The sequence below is a fragment of the Arachnia propionica genome (assembly GCF_003859805.1).
In the GTDB taxonomy this organism is placed as follows: Bacteria; Actinomycetota; Actinomycetes; order Propionibacteriales; family Propionibacteriaceae; genus Arachnia; species Arachnia propionica_C.
This window is the reverse complement of sequence record NZ_RQZG01000028.1, coordinates 1-17,639: the sequence shown is the minus strand read 5'-3', so window position 1 is coordinate 17,639 and position 17,639 is coordinate 1. Positions and strand designations below refer to the sequence as shown.

13 protein-coding genes, 3 rRNA genes and 1 pseudogene are annotated in these 17,639 nt (G+C 64.7%); 7 read left to right on the top strand and 10 right to left on the bottom strand.

The genetic code is table 11. From position 1 onward, the window contains the following. On the top strand, positions 1 to 1,000 hold a 1,000-nt coding region (locus EII34_RS16135), incomplete at its 5' end, for a hypothetical protein (protein ID WP_185711389.1). On the opposite strand, the gene EII34_RS15405 is transcribed toward EII34_RS16135, so the two are convergent. From EII34_RS15405 to EII34_RS15390, 4 genes are all read right to left on the bottom strand, one after another. Next, positions 990 to 1,760 (bottom strand): fructosamine kinase family protein, encoded by a 771-nt coding sequence (locus tag EII34_RS15405; protein WP_124846058.1) that lies wholly within the window; start codon positions 1,758 to 1,760, stop codon positions 990 to 992. The two genes, EII34_RS16135 and EII34_RS15405, sit on opposite strands and share 11 nt — an antisense overlap. A 145-nt stretch (positions 1,761 to 1,905) precedes the next feature. After that, positions 1,906 to 2,532, bottom strand: coding sequence for a hypothetical protein (locus EII34_RS15400; protein WP_124846057.1), 627 nt, complete (start codon positions 2,530 to 2,532; stop codon positions 1,906 to 1,908). Further along, the gene (locus EII34_RS15395) at positions 2,529 to 3,287 is read right to left on the bottom strand and encodes a hypothetical protein (RefSeq protein ID WP_124846056.1); all 759 of its coding nucleotides are present in this window, start codon (positions 3,285 to 3,287) and stop codon (positions 2,529 to 2,531) included. The genes EII34_RS15400 and EII34_RS15395 overlap by 4 nt, the downstream gene beginning before the upstream one ends. Further along, positions 3,284 to 3,988 (bottom strand): ABC transporter ATP-binding protein, encoded by a 705-nt coding sequence (locus EII34_RS15390; protein WP_124846055.1) that lies wholly within the window; start codon positions 3,986 to 3,988, stop codon positions 3,284 to 3,286. The genes EII34_RS15395 and EII34_RS15390 overlap by 4 nt, the downstream gene beginning before the upstream one ends. Before the next feature lie 353 nt (positions 3,989 to 4,341). Between EII34_RS15390 and EII34_RS15385 the strand changes: the two genes are divergently transcribed. The 3 genes and pseudogenes from EII34_RS15385 to EII34_RS15375 all read left to right on the top strand — a co-directional run. Then, the gene (locus tag EII34_RS15385; RefSeq protein ID WP_185711388.1) at positions 4,342 to 5,166 is read left to right on the top strand and encodes a sensor histidine kinase; all 825 of its coding nucleotides are present in this window, start codon (positions 4,342 to 4,344) and stop codon (positions 5,164 to 5,166) included. Further along, on the top strand, positions 5,163 to 5,801 hold the full coding sequence (locus tag EII34_RS15380) for a response regulator (RefSeq protein ID WP_124846053.1): 639 nt from the start codon (positions 5,163 to 5,165) through the stop codon (positions 5,799 to 5,801). The genes EII34_RS15385 and EII34_RS15380 overlap by 4 nt, the downstream gene beginning before the upstream one ends. Before the next feature lie 269 nt (positions 5,802 to 6,070). Continuing rightward, positions 6,071 to 6,673 (top strand): annotated as a pseudogene (locus tag EII34_RS15375) (AAA family ATPase); the annotation flags it as partial. 223 nt (positions 6,674 to 6,896) lie between these two features. Here the strand turns inward: EII34_RS15375 and EII34_RS15370 are convergent. Further along, positions 6,897 to 7,946: a lipoyl protein ligase domain-containing protein gene (locus EII34_RS15370; protein ID WP_124846052.1), complete on the bottom strand. Its 1,050-nt coding sequence runs from the start codon at positions 7,944 to 7,946 to the stop codon at positions 6,897 to 6,899. A gap of 188 nt (positions 7,947 to 8,134) precedes the next feature. Here EII34_RS15370 and EII34_RS15365 point away from each other — a divergent pair, with 188 nt between their 5' ends. Beyond that, positions 8,135 to 9,148, top strand: coding sequence for an LLM class flavin-dependent oxidoreductase (locus tag EII34_RS15365; protein ID WP_124846051.1), 1,014 nt, complete (start codon positions 8,135 to 8,137; stop codon positions 9,146 to 9,148). Between the two features lie 14 nt (positions 9,149 to 9,162). Here the strand turns inward: EII34_RS15365 and EII34_RS15360 are convergent, their stop codons facing one another. After that, a complete protein-coding gene (locus EII34_RS15360) occupies positions 9,163 to 9,975 on the bottom strand; it encodes a VOC family protein (RefSeq protein WP_124846050.1) in 813 nt (270 codons plus the stop codon). Between the two features lie 133 nt (positions 9,976 to 10,108). Between EII34_RS15360 and EII34_RS15355 the strand changes: the two genes are divergently transcribed. Then, a complete protein-coding gene (locus tag EII34_RS15355) occupies positions 10,109 to 10,711 on the top strand; it encodes a histidine phosphatase family protein (protein WP_124846049.1) in 603 nt (200 codons plus the stop codon). On the opposite strand, the gene EII34_RS15350 is transcribed toward EII34_RS15355, so the two are convergent. Continuing rightward, positions 10,701 to 11,465 carry a methyltransferase domain-containing protein gene (locus EII34_RS15350; RefSeq protein WP_124846048.1) on the bottom strand — a complete coding sequence of 255 codons (765 nt, stop codon included), beginning with the start codon at positions 11,463 to 11,465 and terminating at the stop codon, positions 10,701 to 10,703. The two genes, EII34_RS15355 and EII34_RS15350, sit on opposite strands and share 11 nt — an antisense overlap. A gap of 122 nt (positions 11,466 to 11,587) precedes the next feature. Between EII34_RS15350 and EII34_RS15345 the strand changes: the two genes are divergently transcribed. After that, entirely contained in the window at positions 11,588 to 11,956 is a 369-nt protein-coding gene (locus EII34_RS15345; protein WP_124846047.1) for a hypothetical protein, read from the top strand. A 259-nt stretch (positions 11,957 to 12,215) separates the two neighbouring features. Here EII34_RS15345 and rrf read toward each other — a convergent pair. From rrf to EII34_RS15330, 3 genes are all read right to left on the bottom strand, one after another. Further along, positions 12,216 to 12,332 (bottom strand): 5S ribosomal RNA (gene rrf / locus EII34_RS15340). Between the two features lie 98 nt (positions 12,333 to 12,430). Continuing rightward, a 23S ribosomal RNA gene (locus tag EII34_RS15335) occupies positions 12,431 to 15,535 on the bottom strand. Positions 15,536 to 15,856: 321 nt separating this feature from the next. After that, a 16S ribosomal RNA gene (locus EII34_RS15330) occupies positions 15,857 to 17,376 on the bottom strand. The 16S, 23S and 5S rRNA genes sit together here, the layout of an rRNA operon. Between the last annotated feature and the right edge of the window lie 263 nt (positions 17,377 to 17,639).

Below are 17,639 nucleotides of genomic sequence, written 5' to 3'. Positions count from 1 at the left end.
TGAACCCGAGGTCATCGCCGAGGATGCCGTGCACACCGACCCCGAGGAGACCCCCGAGACGACCCCCCAGGAGGCCGAGATCGACGGACTCAACGACCCGTCGAGCGAGCACGACCCGTCGGGAGACGACCTCGACCAGGAGAGCGTCGGGGAGGTCCCACCGGTGCTGTGGGACACGGTTGCCGAACCCCTCCAGCCGGCCATCGAGCCCCCTGCCGCCGAGGTGCAGCCCGCGGCCTTGGAGGCCCCGAGCGGGATTCTCGAGGAGCTGCCCGAGGAAACGGGCGAGGAGCTCCGGGCCGACGAGGAGCAGGAGGTCGAGGTCGAGCAGGAGGCCCCGGCAGGGACCGAGGAGACCCCTGTCCCCCGGACCGGCCACGATGTCGAGCCCGATCACGTCGTCGAGACGGCGCAGGTCGAGCAGGAGCCGTTCGCGGGCAACGACGACGACACCCTGCACTTCGACGACGAGGACGATGACGTGGAGACCACCAACGTCTTCGACGGGTTGCGTGATGAGACGGTGTTCCTGGAGGACTCGTTCAACTCGCCGACCTTCGCGGGGCAGACCTACAGCGGCCCGAGCTACGACTCCATGCCTGCCGACCCCGTCGCCGGTCAGCCGTCGTCGCTGCTGGACGACGAGACGATGACGGTGCCGCTGGAGGACGGCGAGGAGGAGATCTCCTACGCGCCCGCCCGGGCGGCGGTGGACACCCACCGCTGGGGGCGCCAGCAGGAGGATGCGGTTGCCCCCGAACAGGGTGAGGAGCCCTCCGCCCAGCCGTCACGGGCCTACGACAAGCACGTGAACCCGGAGGACATGGAGGACACCCGGGAGATCCGGTTGGGTCGGGAACCGATGCGGGGCAGGGTGACCAGTGCCCTGTCCCACTCGGAGGAGATGACCTTCTGGGACTTCCTGGCCGCCGAGGACGAGGCCCGGGAGTACGGCCAGCTCCACGACGACTCCATCGACCCGAGCCGACCTAACGAGTGATGACCCGGGCCAGGCTGAGGGCCTGGCCGAGGTAGCCACCGCCGAAGAGCGCGCAGTGCACCAGGACCATGTGGAACTGGTGCACTGCGCGTCTGTGCTGCCAGCCGTCGGCCAGGGGGCTGACCTCCTGGTATCCGTCGAGGATGGCCGCCAGGTGCGGGGCACCGAAGAGGGCCAGTTCCGCCAGGTCGGTCTCGGCGTGGCCGCCGTGGGCCGACGGGTCGATGAGGGTCCCGACCGTGCCGGTCGGGGTTGCCTCCCACACCACGTTGCCACCCCACAGGTCGCCGTGGAGGCGGGCGACGGCGGGGACCAGGGCGGGCTGCGGGGAATCGAACCGGCCCTCTCCCACGACATCGATGGCCTTGGCCAGCAGGCGTTTCGACGAGGGGTCGCCGTGCGTCAGCCGCAGGTAGGGGAGCAACCGGGCCTCGGCGAAGAACTCACCCCAGCTGTCCCACCGCGGGGTCGTCGCGGCGGGGGCGGGCAGTTCCGCCAGGCGAGCCTCGGACTCCGGCAGACCGGGCGGAGGTGCTCCCCAGTGCGGGGCCCCGGACGCGTGGGTGCGGGCCAGGGCCTGCCCGAAGGCGACGGCCTCGTCCCGGCTGGGATCACCGTGGCGCATCATGCGCGTCTCCAACCAACCGGGCCCGCTGCCCAGCACCTCGGCGACGGCGGCCCCGTCGGCCTCCTGCAACCACGCCAGGCTCGCCACCTCGGTCCGTACCGCCTCGTTGCTGCCCGTCTTCCGAAAGCCCATGCCTGCACCCTAGTGCGCTGACAGGAACCATCCAGACCCACCCCACCCCCTCCACCACACCCCCCAACCCGAGCACGAATCGCCGTTCTGCTTTTCTGGCAACGTTGACATCGCGCTCCCAGGCAAGCAACCCGCCAGTTCGTGTTCACCACCGGGTCGCCCGGACAAGGCCCATGAACCAGATGACGGCCAGCCAGCCCAGCGCGACCCCCGGATGCACCCCGGACCATCCGGCGAGCGGGGAGACGTCGGGCAGCCAGTCCTTGAGCCGGGGGAGACCGGTTGCGACGGCGGGCGCGATCCACAGCACCGTCAGCACCGCCAGGGCACCGCTCAGGGCCGAGCCGGTGAGCTCGGCCAGCAGGAAGGCGGCCATCGCCACGCCCCACAGCCACGCCCACTGACCGAGCCACTGCCCGCCTGCGGCGACGGTGACCCGCCCTGCGATCACCATCGCGGCGGCCACCAGCCCCGTCGCGGACAGTGCCACGAGCCAGCGGGCTCCCAGCCAGACCGGGAGCGACGGCACCGCCAGCCGGGCGGTGGCCATCTGGCGCTGCTCGGCTGTGCCCAGCACGACCCCCACCGCGACGGCTCCGGCCTGGATCAGGCCGCGCGCCAGGTCGGCCACCGCCTCGGCCGGGGCCTCCGGGTGGCCGACCCGCAGCAGGACCACCAGGACCACAGTCGCCCCAAGTGCTCCCGCCGTCGCCCACCAGGTGGTCGGCAGGGTGGCCTGTTTGCGGACCTCCGCCGCCAGTGCACACCTCATGGTTCCCGCCTCGCTGTCACGACGGCGGCAGCCCCGAACAGCACCACCAGCCAGGCGACGGCGGTGGCGAACGCAACTGCGGCCCCAGGCTGTCCCGGATCGGGTGGGGTCCGCATCAGGGCCATCACCGAGGTGTCCGGCAGGTACCAGGCCCAGCTCCAGCGAAGGGTCAGCAGGTAGCCGACCGAGATCACCGTCTGGTTGGCCACCAGGTAGATCAGCGGCACCAGCCCATTCCCCAGCAGCGCCGTCACGGCGAACCCGAGGAGCCCGTAGCTCACCACGTAGGCCGCCCCGGCCGCGGCCTGCCACCACGAGGTGGCGTCGAGTTCAGGAGCGTATGCACCCAGGAGGGCGTGGGCACTCAACAGGGTTGCGACCGCCACGATTCCGGCCATGACCACGAGCAGCACCGTCGTGACGAGGAGTTTCGCGCCGAGGCATCGCAGCCGCGACGGGGTGGCGAGCGCCGTCGTCGTGGCCTGTCGTCCCCCACCCAGCTCGTTCGGCATCGCGACGAACTCGGAACCGACGACCACCACCCCGATCACGGCGGCCGCAGCCGCGGCCAGCATCAGCTCCGTGGTTCCGATGCCGGTGGGATCAGCGTCCGGGATGCCTGCGGCGAGGTCGGTGCGGATGCCTGCGGCGTTGTGTGCCGCGAGCAGCACGGGTAGCACCACACCGCACAGCATCGCCCACACCACCGGCGCGTGGCTGAGGGCCTTGCGGGTCTCCGCCGCGATCGCGTTCATCGGGCGCCTCCCGCGGTCAACGCGAAGTAGGCGTCCTCCAAGGTCGGGTGGCCGGCGGTGACCTCGGCCATCGTCCCGGTGGCACGGATGGCACCTCCCGCGATCACCACGACGTCGTCGGCCACCTCGGCAAGCTCGGCCATGACGTGGCTGGACAGCAGCACCGTCCCACCACAGGCGGCGTGGCGGCGCAGCAGTTGCCGCAGCCAGCGGATGCCCTCCGGGTCGAGACCGTTGATGGGTTCGTCCAGCACCAGCACCTCGGGCTCGCCGAGCAGGGCCGCGGCGATGCCGAGTCGCTGCGCCATGCCCAGCGAGTAGGTGCGGACCCGCTGCCTCGCAGCCCGGCCCAGGCCCACCTCGTCGAGCACCTGCGCCACGCGGGACTGCGGAATGGAGTTGCTGGCAGCCACCCATCTCAGGTGGGCGACGGCGCGACGTGCCGGGTGCGCGCCGGAGCCGCCGAGGCTGGCCCCGACGACGGTGAGCGGGCGTTTCAGCGTCGCGTAGTGCTGTCCGCACACCGTCGCGGTGCCGGTGTGGTTGCGGTCGAGTCCCAGCAGGATGCGCAGGCTGGAGGTCTTGCCCGCCCCGTTGGGGCCGACGAATCCGGTGATGCGGCCCGGGGCGGCGCGGAAATCGACGTGGTCGAGGATGGTGCGGCCGCCGCGGGAGCGGCTGACGTCGTGGAATTCGATCATGCCATCCACTTCAGCGTGATTCCGGCGGTTGCACATCGGCGCAGGGGCCTCGTCCCGGAGGCTGATCTCCGGCCACCCACCACCGGTCGAAACAGACCACGAACCAGGCGCCGATTCGCCTGTGCTGAGCACGGTTTGCCTGTCCTGTTTCGAATTGCCCGTCTTATTGGACAGGCAATTCGATTTTGGGCAGGCGTTTCCTCCTCAAGACAGGCAAACCCACTCCAGGACAGGCAAAATCTGTGGTTCGGAGCCGACGGAGCCAGCTCGGCCACCCGCACAGGACGGTCCCACGACGGATCTCGGCCTCAGGGCCGATGCCCTGCCCCATCACGCTTCATAGGATCGGCTCCATGAAACGCTCCTTCCCGTTCGGTTGGTTGGCTGCCGGGCTGACCCTCCTGGGGGCGGGCGTGCTCGGGGTCTCCGCCGAGTCCTCCGGCCCCAGCTGGGTCTCCCTCGCGGTGCTGCTGAGCATCGGGGCGCTGGCGGTGTGGTTGGCGTGGCTGCGCCGGGTGCAGCGTCGTCGTTTCGAGCAGGAACTGGCGCGGGCGAAGGCGCGGGACGCAGTGCTGCGGGACCGCATCACCATCGCCCGTGACCTGCACGACATCGTCTCCCACGGGTTGGGTGCGATCACGGTCCGGGCGGAGGCGGGACGACGACTGGCCGGGGTCGATGCGGACGCGCCCCGGCAGGCCCTGGCCGACGTCGTGGAGCTGAGTCGGCAGGCCACCGACGAGCTCAGACGGCTGTTGACGCTGCTGCAGGATCCCGATGCGGTGCCGCTCCATCCCACCCCCGGGTTGGCGGACCTGCCCGCCCTGATCGCGCAGGCCGAGGAGCGAGGACTCGTCGTCCGGGCCGAGCTCGCAGCCCCCGCGGTTCCTCCCGGGGTCGGGTTGACCGCGCACCAGGTGGTCGCCGAGGCCTTGGCGAATGTGCTGCGTCACGCCGGTCCGACGACGGTGAGGATCAGGGTCGTCGTCGTCGATGAGATGCTGCTGACGCATGTCATCGACGACGGCCCAGTCTCTGGTTGGCAGCCGGGGCCCGGCTCGGGACATGGCCTGGTGCTGCTGCGCACGAGGGTGGAGCTGCATGGTGGCACGCTCGACCACGGGCCGCTCGGCACCGGGCACGAGGTTCGGGCGTTGATCCCGCTGGGGGTGACATGATCGAGGTGGTGGTGGCCGACGACCAGGCGTTGCTGCGTCGTTCCCTGGCGATGATGCTGGATGCGGAGCCGGACATCTCGGTGGTGGGTGAGGCGGCCGACGGCGTCGAGGCACTGGAGGTGGTGCGGCGGCGCGTGCCGGACGTGGTGCTGCTGGATGTCAGGATGCCGAGGCTGGACGGTCTGGCCGTGACGGAGGAGATCGTCGCGGATCCCGCGCTGGCTCGGGTCAGGGTGTGCGTGCTGACGATGTTCGAGCTGGACGAGTACGTGTTCCGGGCACTTCGGGCCGGGGCGGGTGGGTTCCTCCTCAAGGACACCGACCCCGACGTGCTGGCGGCGACGGTGCGTCGCATCCACAGCGGTGAGCAGGCGCTGTCGCCGTCGGTGCTGCGGCGGGTGGTGGCGAAGGCGGTGGACCGGTCGAGGCCGTCACCACCGGAGGTGTTGACACCGCGCGAGGTGGAGGTGCTGACCCTGATCGGGCGGGGCCTGAACAACGCGGAGATCGAGCGGGAGCTGTTCATCAGCAAGGGCACCGTGAAGACCCACGTCTCCCACCTGCTGACCAAGCTCGGGGCCCGGGACCGGCCGCAGCTCGTCATCGCGGCGTGGGAGTCGGGCCTGGTCCGCTGACCCCTGCCTCGCCCCACCCACCTGAACCCGCCCCTCCCCCTCAAGCACGAATCGCCGTTTCACTTTGTTGGCAACGTTGACATCGGCATTTCGCGCAAGCAAACCGGTAGTTCATGCTCGTCACTGGGCACCGATTCGGCTCGTTGTACAGTAGAAACCCGGCTCGTTGTACAGCAGGGATGTGACCTACCGTCGCCGCATCATCGGCCAACAGCTCGACCAGCTGTTTCCTCACGTCCCTGCCATGGCCTTGGACGGCCCCAAGGCGGTTGGGAAGTCCACCAACTGCGCTGCAGCGGGCAGGCACGTTCATCAACCTTGACAACACTCGTCAGCGGGCATCCGTCCTGGCCGACCCTGAGGTCGTCCTCGACCGGACTCCACCAATTTTCATCGACGAGTGGCAGAAGGCGCCCGAGGTGTGGGATGTCGTCAGACATGCCGTGGACCGGAACCCGAGTGGCGGACAGTTCCTCCTGGCAGGGAGCGCCTCCCCCGCGCCTGGTGCGACCGCCCACTCAGGGGCGGGGAGGATCGGCCGTCTCCGCATACGGCCCATGACACTCAGCGAACGCGGCATTGCCCCCACGATCAGCTTGGCAGCTCTCCTGTCCGGCCAGGGCACCGTGACGGGTACGTCGTCACCACGGGTGGCTGACCATACCAAGGAGTTGGCCGATCCCGGACTTGCCGCTCGTCTCATGGGACTTGGGGTGGATGCCCTGATCGACGGCCAAGGAGACGTCATCGGTGCCCAGCACAGCACCGTGCTCGGGCATCTCTTTGAATCCTTGGCGACGCTGTGCATCCGTGTCCAGGCCGAGGCCGCCGGGGCACGCATTGCGCATCTGCGCACCCGGAACGGGGACCACGAGATCGACCTCGTCGTGATCCGCGACGACGGCCACGTCCTGCCCATCGAGGTCAAGTTTGCTGGAGCCGTCAGCGATTCCGACGTCCGCCATCTGCATTGGCTGAAGGAGCACATCGGCAACCGTGTCATTGACCAGGTGGTGGTGCACACAGGTCCCGACGCCTACCGCCGTCGCGACGGTGTCGCCGTCATTCCGCTGGCCTGCCTCGGACCCTGGCCTCTCACGGAATCCGCTTGGTCCACTCCGGCGAGGAGAACTTCGTCTCCACCAGTTCCCGCGCTGCGGCGAGTTCGGCCTCGGTGTAGTCCCGCCGACGGGTGGCGTACCGGCCCACGAAGTGGGCGAGGAAGCTCTCGATGATCTGCTCCCTGGGAAGCCGGGTCTGTGACCGGAGCGGGTCCACCCGCTTGTTGGCGGACTTGGTTCCCTTGTCGGACAGTTTCTCCCGACCGATCCGGAGCACCTCGAGCATCTTGTCGGCGTCGATGTCGTAGGCCATCGTCACGTGGTGCAGCACCACCCCACCGGTGAGGCGACGCTGCGCCGCTCCCGCGATCTTGCCCTGCTCGGAGGCGATGTCGTTGAGCGGCACGTAGCGGGCCTTGACGCCGAGCTCGGCGAGCGCCCCCATCACCCACTGGTCGAGGAACTCGTAGCTGCGTTCGAAGCTCAGTCCCTCCACCAACGCTCCGGGGACGACGAGCGAGTAGGTGACGCAGTTGCCGGGTTCCATGAACATCGCACCGCCGCCGGTGATGCGGCGCACCACGTTGATGCCGTGCCGTTCGCGGCCCTCGTCGTCGATCTCGTTGCGGTACGACTGGAAGGAGCCGATCACCACCAGTGGCTGGTCCCACTCCCAGATCCGGAGGCTGGGGTTCACCTCGCCCCGTGCCAGTTCCCCGGCCAGCACCTCGTCGAGGGCGACGTGCATCCGCGGATCCATCGAGACGGGCCCGATGACGTCGAAGGTCAGGTCCGACCAGTCGATGGCGTGCCCGAGGGCTCGCCGGACCGCGATCCCGACCGCCTCGGGGGTGAATCCGATGAGCTGCACCGATGGGTCCAGCCGCGCGGTGATCGCCTGTGCGAGATCCGCCACCGAGGAGGTCGACGGCAGCCCCGTGAGTGCCTGGTTGATCTCCTCCAGGGCGTCGTCGGGCTCCAGGAAGAAGTCCCCGGAGATCGCGACCTGGGTCAGCACCCCGGAGTCGGTCTCGACGTCGACGGCGACCAGCTTGCCGCCCGGAACCTTGTACTCACCACGCATGACGCCGAGTCTAGGACCTCGACGCCGAGGCTTCACGACGATCCCACCCACCGCCACCTGCGTGCACGAACCGCCGTCCTGCTTGCACAAGACGCCGGCCTGAATCGATCGGAACAACCAACCTGCGAGTTGGTGCTCGGCTTTGGGGTGGTTGGAATAGAACCCCACCCGCCGGAGTTGATTGAAACATGAAGAAGATTGGGTTCCTGTCGTTCGGGCACTACCGGGACGTCGCAGGAGCCAGGGTCGCGACGGCCGGCCAGGCACTCCACGCCCACGTCGAGCTGGCGAAGGTCGCCGACGACCTCGGCATCGACGGTGCCTGGGTGCGGGTGCACCACTTCGAGGAGTCCATGACCTCCCCCTTCCCGCTGCTCGCCGCGATGGCCACCGCCACGTCGCGGATCGAGGTCGGCACCGGGGTGGTGGACCTGCGTTACGAGAACCCCCTGCACATGGCGGAGGAGGCCGCCGCCACGGATCTGCTCTCCAACGGGCGGCTGCAGCTCGGGGTCAGCCGTGGCAGCCCGGAGCTCGCCGTCGACGGTCAGGCGCAGTTCGGCCACCACCTCGCCGACGGCGAGAGCTGGGCCGAGAACTCCCGGAGGAAGATCGAGCGGTTCCTCAGCGCCATCGAGGGCACCCCCATCGCCCACTCGGCCCGGGCACAGGAGTTGGGGCAGGGCCCCGACCTGCCGATCCGTCCCCTCAGCCCGGGGCTCAGAGACCGCATCTGGTGGGGTGCGGCCACCCACGCCACCGGACTCACGGTCGCCGCCCAGGGCATGAACCTGCTGAGCTCCACGGTGATGCTCGCCGACGACGGACGTCCCTTCCACGTGCAGCAGGCCGACCAGGTCCGTGACTACCGGGAGGCCTACCGGGCCGCGGGACACACCGGCCCCGGGATGACGGCGGTCACCCGCCCGGTGTTCCCCTTCACCAGCGACGCCGATCGCCGTTACTTCGGCACCCGCATCACCGAGTCCGACTCCGTCGCGCACCACGACGGCTCCGTCGCCCGGAGCGGCCCCACCATCGCGGGCAGCATCGAGCAGGTGGTGGCGGCCCTCCAGGCCGACGAGGCGGTCACCGAGGCCGATCTGGTGCTGTTCACCATGCCGTCCCACCTCGGCGTCGAGTACAACACCCACTGGCTGGGCAATCTCGTCATCCTCGCGGAGGAGCTCGGCTGGAGGTAGCCGGTGGCCGGGTCTCAGTCGCGGATGTCCTCCAGGAGCTGGAACGAGGCACCTTGCGGGTCGGCCACGGTGGCCACCTTGCCGAAAGGCGTGGGACCTCCCGGATCGACCACCTTGCCGCCCAGCCGCTCCACGTCGGCGAGGGCCCGCTCCAGGTCGAGCACACCGAAGTGGACCCTCCAGTGCGACGGAGTTCCCTCCGGCAGCAGGGCCGTGGCCTCGCACAGCGCTGCCGCGGTACGTTCGCCGGTACCGTGCGTGGCACAACGGCCCGTGGGCGCAGCCTCCCGCCGGGTCGGACCGGGCTGCAGGTCCCAGGCGAAGACGTTCTCGTAGAAAGCAGACGCGACGTCGAAGTCCGTGGTCAGGTTCTCGAACCAGCAGGGGGTGCCGGGCCTGGCGACACTCGCGATGCCGTCGAAGGTGTCGGGCTGCCAGGTCCCGATCACGGCTCCGGCCGGGTCGATGACGAAGGCCATCGTCCCGAGGTCCGCAATCGGCATCGCAGGCACCATCACCTGTCCACCATGGTCGACGACGGCCGCGAGAGTGCGCTCGATGTCGGCGGTGCGCAGGTAGACGCTCCACGCCGTCGGTGCCTGCGGCTCAGTCGTCGGGCCGTTCGGTCCCGTGAGGGTGGTCATCGCGCCAGCGATGGGGAGACCGTCCTTGAACACCATCCGGTAGCCACCGAAGTCGGCGCTTCCCTCGCCGAACTCCCAGCCCAGCAGGGTGCTGTAGAACTCGATGGCCCCGTCGAGATCGTGGGTGCCGAGGTCGATCCAGACCGGCCCGCCCTCGACGGCGATCGGTGGTGTGGCGTCCATGTCGTCTCCTGTCTTCGCAGCCCCGACGGTCTCTGTCCTTCGAGGGTAGCTCCCCTCATGGCCTGGATCGTGACGGAGAACGGTGTCGTGTCGCCGTCCGGCAGCCTCCCGGATCGGCGTTCTACGATGGGGCATGGCCACTGAACTGATCCTCGTGAGGCACGCGAAGACAGCGCTCAACGTCCAGGGCATGTTCCAGGGACACTTGGACGAACCATTGGGAGAGCTGGGACTGGCTCAGGCACGCGATGCCGCACCGGGGCTGGCCTCGCTGGAGGCAGATGCGCTGTACTCCTCCGACCTGCAGCGGGCACGGCAGACCGCCGAGGCCATCGCCGCCGCGTCGGGGCTGCCCGTCCACACCGACGAGCGGCTCCGCGAGATCCACTGCGGCACCTGGCAGGGCCGTACGGTGGAGGAGGTCGCAGAGGAGTTACCGGAGCTCATCGAGCTGCGACGCAGCGGGGCCGACTTCCGTCGTTCCCCGACCGGCGAGACGGCCGCCGAGCTGGCGGATCGCGTCACCGCCGCGCTGGAGAACATCATCAGGGCGAACAAGAACCAGCGGGTTCTCGTCGTGGCACACGGGCTGGCGATCCGCGTGGGGGTGGCGCGACTCCTGGGGTTCCCCGATGAGTTCGCGATGACGATCGGGACGCTCAAGAACTGCCACCACGCGGTGGTGAGCCACTCGAAGCGTCGCGTCCGGCTGGTCTCCCACAATCTCACGGCCTGACGGCGTGGATCCGGAAGCGCCGCTGGGTGACCCGGATCGGACGGTGTGAGTCGAGCTCGGCGAGACGTTCCACGTGGGCGTCGACGGTGAAGCCGGGGGCATCCCACGGCACCAGGGAGAGGTAGGTGACGAGCGCCTCAGCGTCCACGAACTCCATCGTCCCCTGCCATTCGTCGGCCGTGGCGATGCTCAGTCCGGCGGCCGTCAGCGTCTCGACCTGACGGGGCAGGGTCACCTCGGGGTAGGTGAACGGCTCATCGAACCAGTCGTGTATCTCCTCCGCGTCGCGTGCCTCCACCTGTTGCGTCAGGAAGCGGCCACCCGGGGCGAGGATCCGCGCCACCTCAGCGGCGTCGAACGCCTCGTGTCGGGACATGACCAGGTCGACGCTGTTGTCGGGAAACGGGAGGCCGGCCCCGGTCTCCGGGTCATGTGCGATGACGGCGACACCCGCGTCGCTGAGCGCGGATCGGGCAACGGGAAGATTGGGCTCCCAGCCCTCTGTAGCGACGATCGTCCGATGGGTGTGGTCGATGCCGTCGAGAAGACCCAGCAGCCGTTCCCCGCCACCGGTCCCGAGGTCGAGGATACGGTTGGCGGAGGACATCGCAACGCGGCAGTCCGCCTCGAAGTCCCACCAGGGCTCGTCGGCGACCAACCTCCCTGACAGGACGGAGAAGTCCCAGCCGATCATGGCATGACCTCGATGGGCCAGACGCAGGGCCTCCAGCCACGACGGGCTTCCCACGGTCATTGCTGCACCTTTCATCCCTTCAAAGCTCAAGAGGGACATGTGATGTGATGGCGTCCCGTGGACCATTGTCCCCGGAACACGGCCTTCGTGACTGCTGCGGGGCAGCTGTCGTCACCGGATTCATGCTGGGATGGAGACTGTTGGTCTCGGACATGAAGCAGGTGGTGGTGATCCTGGCCATGGGAAGTGACCCAGACGCCCACCACGATGACGACCTGGCGCAGCCCGAGCATGCTGTCAGCGTCCACCAGGCCGCCGAGGACGTCGTCACCGACCGCGTCAGCACGCGGAACACCACCAAGAAGGCCCCTCTGATCGACGTGCAGTCGCTCAGCGCCGTCGAGGCTGGAGCTGACGCTGAGGAGGACCTCAGCCTGTTGGGGAGCAACCGCACCGAGGGTTTGGTGTGGTGGGGGTTCACGGCTTCGCGCTGGCCATCAGACGAGCCCCTCCGTCGTGGTGGCTGTCACCCTGGCCGGAAACCTCGGTGATGGCCAGGGTGACAGGGACCCCGCATGGGTTACCACGACTCACCCCCGGACGGGGTTTCGGTATGGACTGCGTCCCGATGCTCACACCCGACACCGGCCCTGCCCGACCAACCACCGGTCACCATGTCACGGATGCCCCTCACGAGGAACACCACACCATGCCACGAAACATCACACCCGACACCCACCTTGACGCGCGTCACCACCCCGGAAAAAGAAATATCCCCCCAAACCCTACAGGTTTGGGGGGATATGATAAGTCCGGCAGCGTCCTAGTCTCCCACACACTCCCGTGTGCAGTACCATCGGCGCTGAGAGGCTTAACTACCGGGTTCGGGATGGGACCGGGTGTTTCCCTCTCGCCATGGCCACCGAAACAACTTCCAGGGGCAACAACATGTACAATTGTCAACCACAAACCACCACACAGGGTGGTTCGTGAAAACCTTACAGTGGACGCGTAGCATCTTTGTAGAAGACAAGCCCTCGGCCTATTAGTATCAGTCAGCTCCACACATTACTGCGCTTCCACATCCGACCTATCAACCCTGTGGTCTACAGGGGGCCTTACCAGATCAACTCTGTGGGAGCCCTCATCTTGAAGCGTGCTTCCCGCTTAGATGCTTTCAGCGGTTATCACTTCCCAACGTAGCCAACCAGCCGTGCTCCTGGCGGAACAACTGGCACACCAGAGGTTGGTCCGTCCCGGTCCTCTCGTACTAAGGACAGCCCTTCTCAAGACTCCTACGCGCGCAGCGGATAGGGACCGAACTGTCTCACGACGTTCTAAACCCAGCTCGCGTGCCGCTTTAATGGGCGAACAGCCCAACCCTTGGGACCGACTCCAGCCCCAGGATGCGACGAGCCGACATCGAGGTGCCAAACCATGCCGTCGCTATGGACGCTCGGGCAAGATCAGCCTGTTATCCCCGGGGTACCTTTTATCCGTTGAGTCCTGGCGCTTCCATCCGCCACCAGAAGATCACTAGTCCCGACTTTCGTCCCTGCTCGAGATGTCTCTCTCACAGTCAAGCTCCCTTGTGCACTTACACTCAAAACCTGATTGCCAACCAGGCTGAGGGAACCTTTGGGCGCCTCCGTTACCTTTTAGGAGGCGACCGCCCCAGTCAAACTACCCATCAGGCACTGTCCCTGAACCAGATCATGGCCCTAAGTTAGATAACCAGAGTGACCAGAGTGGTATTTCAACGATGACTCCACAAGAACTGGCGTCCCTGCTTCACAGTCTCCCACCTATCCTACACAAGTCACACCAATCACCAATACCAAACTATAGTAAAGGTCCCGGGGTCTTTCCGTCCTGCTGCGCGTAACGAGCATCTTTACTCGTAATGCAATTTCGCCGAGTTCGTGGTGGAGACAGCGCCCAAATCGTTACTCCATTCGTGCAGGTCGGAACTTACCCGACAAGGAATTTCGCTACCTTAGGATGGTTATAGTTACCACCGCCGTTTACTGGGGCTTAAGTTCACCGCTTCACCACAAAAGGCTGACAGTTCCCCTTAACCTTCCAGCACCGGGCAGGAGTCAGTCCGTATACATCCTCTTACAAGTTGGCACGGACCTGTGTTTTTAGTAAACAGTCGCTTGGGCCTGGTCTCTGCGACCCTCAACGCTCTCAACGCAAAGGTTTAACACGTCTCAGGTCCCCCTTATCCCGAAGTTACGGGGGTATTTTGCCGAGTTCCTTCACCACGATTATCTCGATCGCCTTGGTATTCTCTACCTATCCACCTGTGTCGGTTTCGGGTACGGGCGGCTCACAACTCGCTCACGAAGCTTTTCTAGGCAGCATAGGATCACTCAATCAACACACAAACTGTGCTGACCCATCATGTCTCAGGCATCACAGAACGCGGATTTACCTACGCCCCACCCTACACACTTAGCCTCAGACAACCACCGCTGAGGATGAGCTACCTTCCTGCGTCCCTCCGCAGCTTGCCTACTACACACTCGGATCACAGACTCAACCCACCAACCCCCGAAAGGGCACAGCAGGCCTTGCATGCTTAGCATCATGCGCCTCGACACGGACGTTGCTTCACCGGTACGGGAATATCAACCCGTTGTCCATCGACTACGCCTGTCGGCCTCGCCTTAGGTCCCGACTTACCCAGGGCAGATTAGCTTGACCCTGGAACCCTTGGATATTCGGCGGACGGGTTTCCCACCCGTCATTCGCTACTCATGCCTGCATTCTCACTCGTGTGCACTCCACGACGGGTCACCCCACCACTTCACCACGCACACGACGCTCCCCTACCCATCCACACGACCTCACGGCCACACATGCGAATGCCACAGCTTCGGCGGATAACTTGAGCCCCGCTAAATTGTCGGCGCAGAATCACTTGACCAGTGAGCTATTACGCACTCTTTCAAGGATGGCTGCTTCCAAGCCAACCTCCTGGTTGTCAACGCAACTCCACATCCTTTTCCACTTAGTTACCGCTTAGGGGCCTTAGCTGATGATCTGGGCTGTTTCCCTCTCGACTATGAAGCTTATCCCCCACAGTCTCACTGCCACGCTCTCACTTACCGGCATTCGGAGTTTGGCTGATTTCGGTAAGCTTGTGGGCCCCCTAGACCATCCAGTGCTCTACCTCCGGCAAGAAACACGCAACGCTGCACCTAAATGCATTTCGGGGAGAACCAGCTATCACGGGGTTTGATTGGCCTTTCACCCCTATCCACAGCTCATCTCCTCGGTTTTCAACCCAAGTGAGTTCGGGCCTCCACGAAGTCTTACCTTCGCTTCACCCTGGCCATGGATAGATCACCCCGCTTCGGGTCTAGAGCACGCGACTCACACGCCCTATTAGGACTCGCTTTCGCTACGGCTACCCCACACAGGTTAACCTCGCCACGTACCACTAACTCGCAGGCTCATTCTTCAAAAGGCACGCCGTCACCCCACACAACATGAGGCTCCGACGGATTGTATGCGATCGGTTTCAGGTACTATTTCACTCCCCTCCCGGGGTACTTTTCACCATTCCCTCACGGTACTGATCCGCTATCGGTCACCAAGGAGTATTTAGGCTTAGCAGATGGTCCTGCCAGATTCACACGAAATTTCAGGGGTTCCGTGCTACTTGGGGACACTGCAACAAGTGGCAAACATACGTCTACGGGAGTATCACCCTCTACGCTACGCCATTCAAACGCTTCAACTTCATTCACCATTGATCACTTGCCGACCCGTCAACAGCCAGGCCACGCAGACCCCACAACACCCCAACCGCAACGCCTGTCAGCTCTCACACGATTGAGGTTTGGCCTCCTCCGCTTTCGCTCGCCACTACTCACGGAATCACTATTGTTTTCTCTTCCTACGGGTACTGAGATGTTTCACTTCCCCGCGTTCCCTCCAACTGCCCTATACATTCAAGCAGAGGTCGCCGGACATGACTCCGGTCACTTCGAGGTTTCCCCATTCGGACATCCCAGGATCACAGCTCGTTTACCAACTCCCCTGGGCTTATCGCAGGTTACAACGTCCTTCATCGGCTCTTGGTGCCAAGGCATCCACCGATCGCACTTAGTAGCTTGTCAAAATCTACAAAGATGCTCGCGTCCACTGTAAAATTCTCAAACACCACACACACCCACACCACCACACACAGCAGCAGCACCAGGCATGCACAGAGAGCGCCATGCAGCCGACCCCTCAAAACCCAACAACGTGCAACACACACCCACAGCCCACCCACACCCATCCTCCACACCCACCACAGCAGGCAGTACTAACAGACACAGACAAACCACGAACATGCTCAGCCAATGTTCCACAAACCAGAACCATCCCAACCACCAACAACACGCCAGCAGCCAGGAAAAACACCCACACAAGAGTGCAAACAAATGGCTCCTTAGAAAGGAGGTGATCCAGCCGCACCTTCCGGTACGGCTACCTTGTTACGACTTAGTCCTAATCACCAGTCCCACCTTCGACGGCTCCCTCCACAAGGGTTAGGCCACCGGCTTCGGGTGTTACCGACTTTCATGACTTGACGGGCGGTGTGTACAAGCCCCGGGAACGTATTCACCGCAGCGTTGCTGATCTGCGATTACTAGCGACTCCGACTTCATGGGGTCGAGTTGCAGACCCCAATCCGAACTGAGACCGGCTTTCTGAGATTCGCTCACCCTCACAGGCTCGCAACTCTTTGTACCGGCCATTGTAGCATGCGTGAAGCCCTGGACATAAGGGGCATGATGACTTGACGTCATCCCCACCTTCCTCCGAGTTGACCCCGGCGGTCTCCAATGAGTCCCCGGCATGACCCGCTGGCAACATTGGACGAGGGTTGCGCTCGTTGCGGGACTTAACCCAACATCTCACGACACGAGCTGACGACAGCCATGCACCACCTGTGTACCGACCAAAAAAGGGGCATCCATCTCTGAACGTTTCCGGTACATGTCAAACCCAGGTAAGGTTCTTCGCGTTGCATCGAATTAATCCGCATGCTCCGCCGCTTGTGCGGGGCCCCGTCAATTCCTTTGAGTTTTAGCCTTGCGGCCGTACTCCCCAGGCGGGGTACTTAATGCGTTAGCTGCGGCACGGAGAACGTGGAATGTCCCCCACACCTAGTACCCACCGTTTACGGCGTGGACTACCAGGGTATCTAAGCCTGTTTGCTCCCCACGCTTTCGCTTCTCAGCGTCAGGAAAGGTCCAGAGAACCGCCTTCGCCACCGGTGTTCCTCCTGATATCTGCGCATTCCACCGCTCCACCAGGAATTCCATTCTCCCCTACCTCCCTCAAGTCAGCCCGTATCGAAAGCAAGCTCAGAGTTAAGCCCTGAGTTTTCACTCCCGACGCGACAAACCGCCTACAAGCTCTTTACGCCCAATAAATCCGGACAACGCTCGCACCCTACGTATCACCGCGGCTGCTGGCACGTAGTTAGCCGGTGCTTCTTCTGTTGGTACCGTCACTCACGCTTCGTCCCAACTGAAAGCGGTTTACAACCCGAAGGCCGTCATCCCGCACGCGGCGTTGCTGCATCAGGCTTCCGCCCATTGTGCAATATTCCCCACTGCTGCCTCCCGTAGGAGTTTGGGCCGTATCTCAGTCCCAATGTGGCCGGTCGCCCTCTCAGGCCGGCTACCCGTCGAAGCCTTGGTGAGCCACTACCTCACCAACAAGCTGATAGGCCGCGAGCCCATCCCCAACCGCAAAAGCTTTCCAACCAGACCCATGCAGGCCCAGCTCATATCCAGTATTAGCAACCGTTTCCAGCCGTTATCCCAGAGTTGAGGGCAGGTTACTCACGTGTTACTCACCCGTTCGCCACTCGTGTACCCCCGAAAGGGCCTTACCGTTCGACTTGCATGTGTTAAGCACGCCGCCAGCGTTCGTCCTGAGCCAGGATCAAACTCTCCGTCGAAAAATATCAGCACACCAAGCACCACACAGGCACCGGCACAAGCTGTCAACACAGAATCCAACCACTGACCACAGACCAAAAACTGGTCCATCATCAATATCAAAGGAATCCAGCCAAACCACCACAAACATGGCAGCCCAGCAAGAGGCAACACCCAAAAAAGAGTGCTACACAAAAAATTGGCATTGACTTAAAGCACGCTGTTGAGTTCTCAAGCTTCGGACACCAACCCACAACAGGAAGGCGACTCAAACAACTTTACC

Excerpts from the sequence above, each read along its gene's own strand:
- EII34_RS15405 (WP_124846058.1), bottom strand. The coding sequence starts at position 1,760 with ATGGGCTTTCGGAAGACGGGCAGCAACGAGGCGGTACGGACCGAGGTG.
- EII34_RS15400 (WP_124846057.1), bottom strand. The coding sequence starts at position 2,532 with ATGAGGTGTGCACTGGCGGCGGAGGTCCGCAAACAGGCCACCCTGCCG.
- EII34_RS15395 (WP_124846056.1), bottom strand. The coding sequence starts at position 3,287 with ATGAACGCGATCGCGGCGGAGACCCGCAAGGCCCTCAGCCACGCGCCG.
- EII34_RS15390 (WP_124846055.1), bottom strand. The coding sequence starts at position 3,988 with ATGATCGAATTCCACGACGTCAGCCGCTCCCGCGGCGGCCGCACCATC.
- EII34_RS15385 (WP_185711388.1), top strand. The coding sequence starts at position 4,342 with ATGAAACGCTCCTTCCCGTTCGGTTGGTTGGCTGCCGGGCTGACCCTC.
- EII34_RS15380 (WP_124846053.1), top strand. The coding sequence starts at position 5,163 with ATGATCGAGGTGGTGGTGGCCGACGACCAGGCGTTGCTGCGTCGTTCC.
- EII34_RS15370 (WP_124846052.1), bottom strand. The coding sequence starts at position 7,946 with ATGCGTGGTGAGTACAAGGTTCCGGGCGGCAAGCTGGTCGCCGTCGAC.
- EII34_RS15365 (WP_124846051.1), top strand. The coding sequence starts at position 8,135 with ATGAAGAAGATTGGGTTCCTGTCGTTCGGGCACTACCGGGACGTCGCA.
- EII34_RS15360 (WP_124846050.1), bottom strand. The coding sequence starts at position 9,975 with ATGGACGCCACACCACCGATCGCCGTCGAGGGCGGGCCGGTCTGGATC.
- EII34_RS15355 (WP_124846049.1), top strand. The coding sequence starts at position 10,109 with ATGGCCACTGAACTGATCCTCGTGAGGCACGCGAAGACAGCGCTCAAC.
- EII34_RS15350 (WP_124846048.1), bottom strand. The coding sequence starts at position 11,465 with ATGACCGTGGGAAGCCCGTCGTGGCTGGAGGCCCTGCGTCTGGCCCAT.
- EII34_RS15345 (WP_124846047.1), top strand. The coding sequence starts at position 11,588 with ATGCTGGGATGGAGACTGTTGGTCTCGGACATGAAGCAGGTGGTGGTG.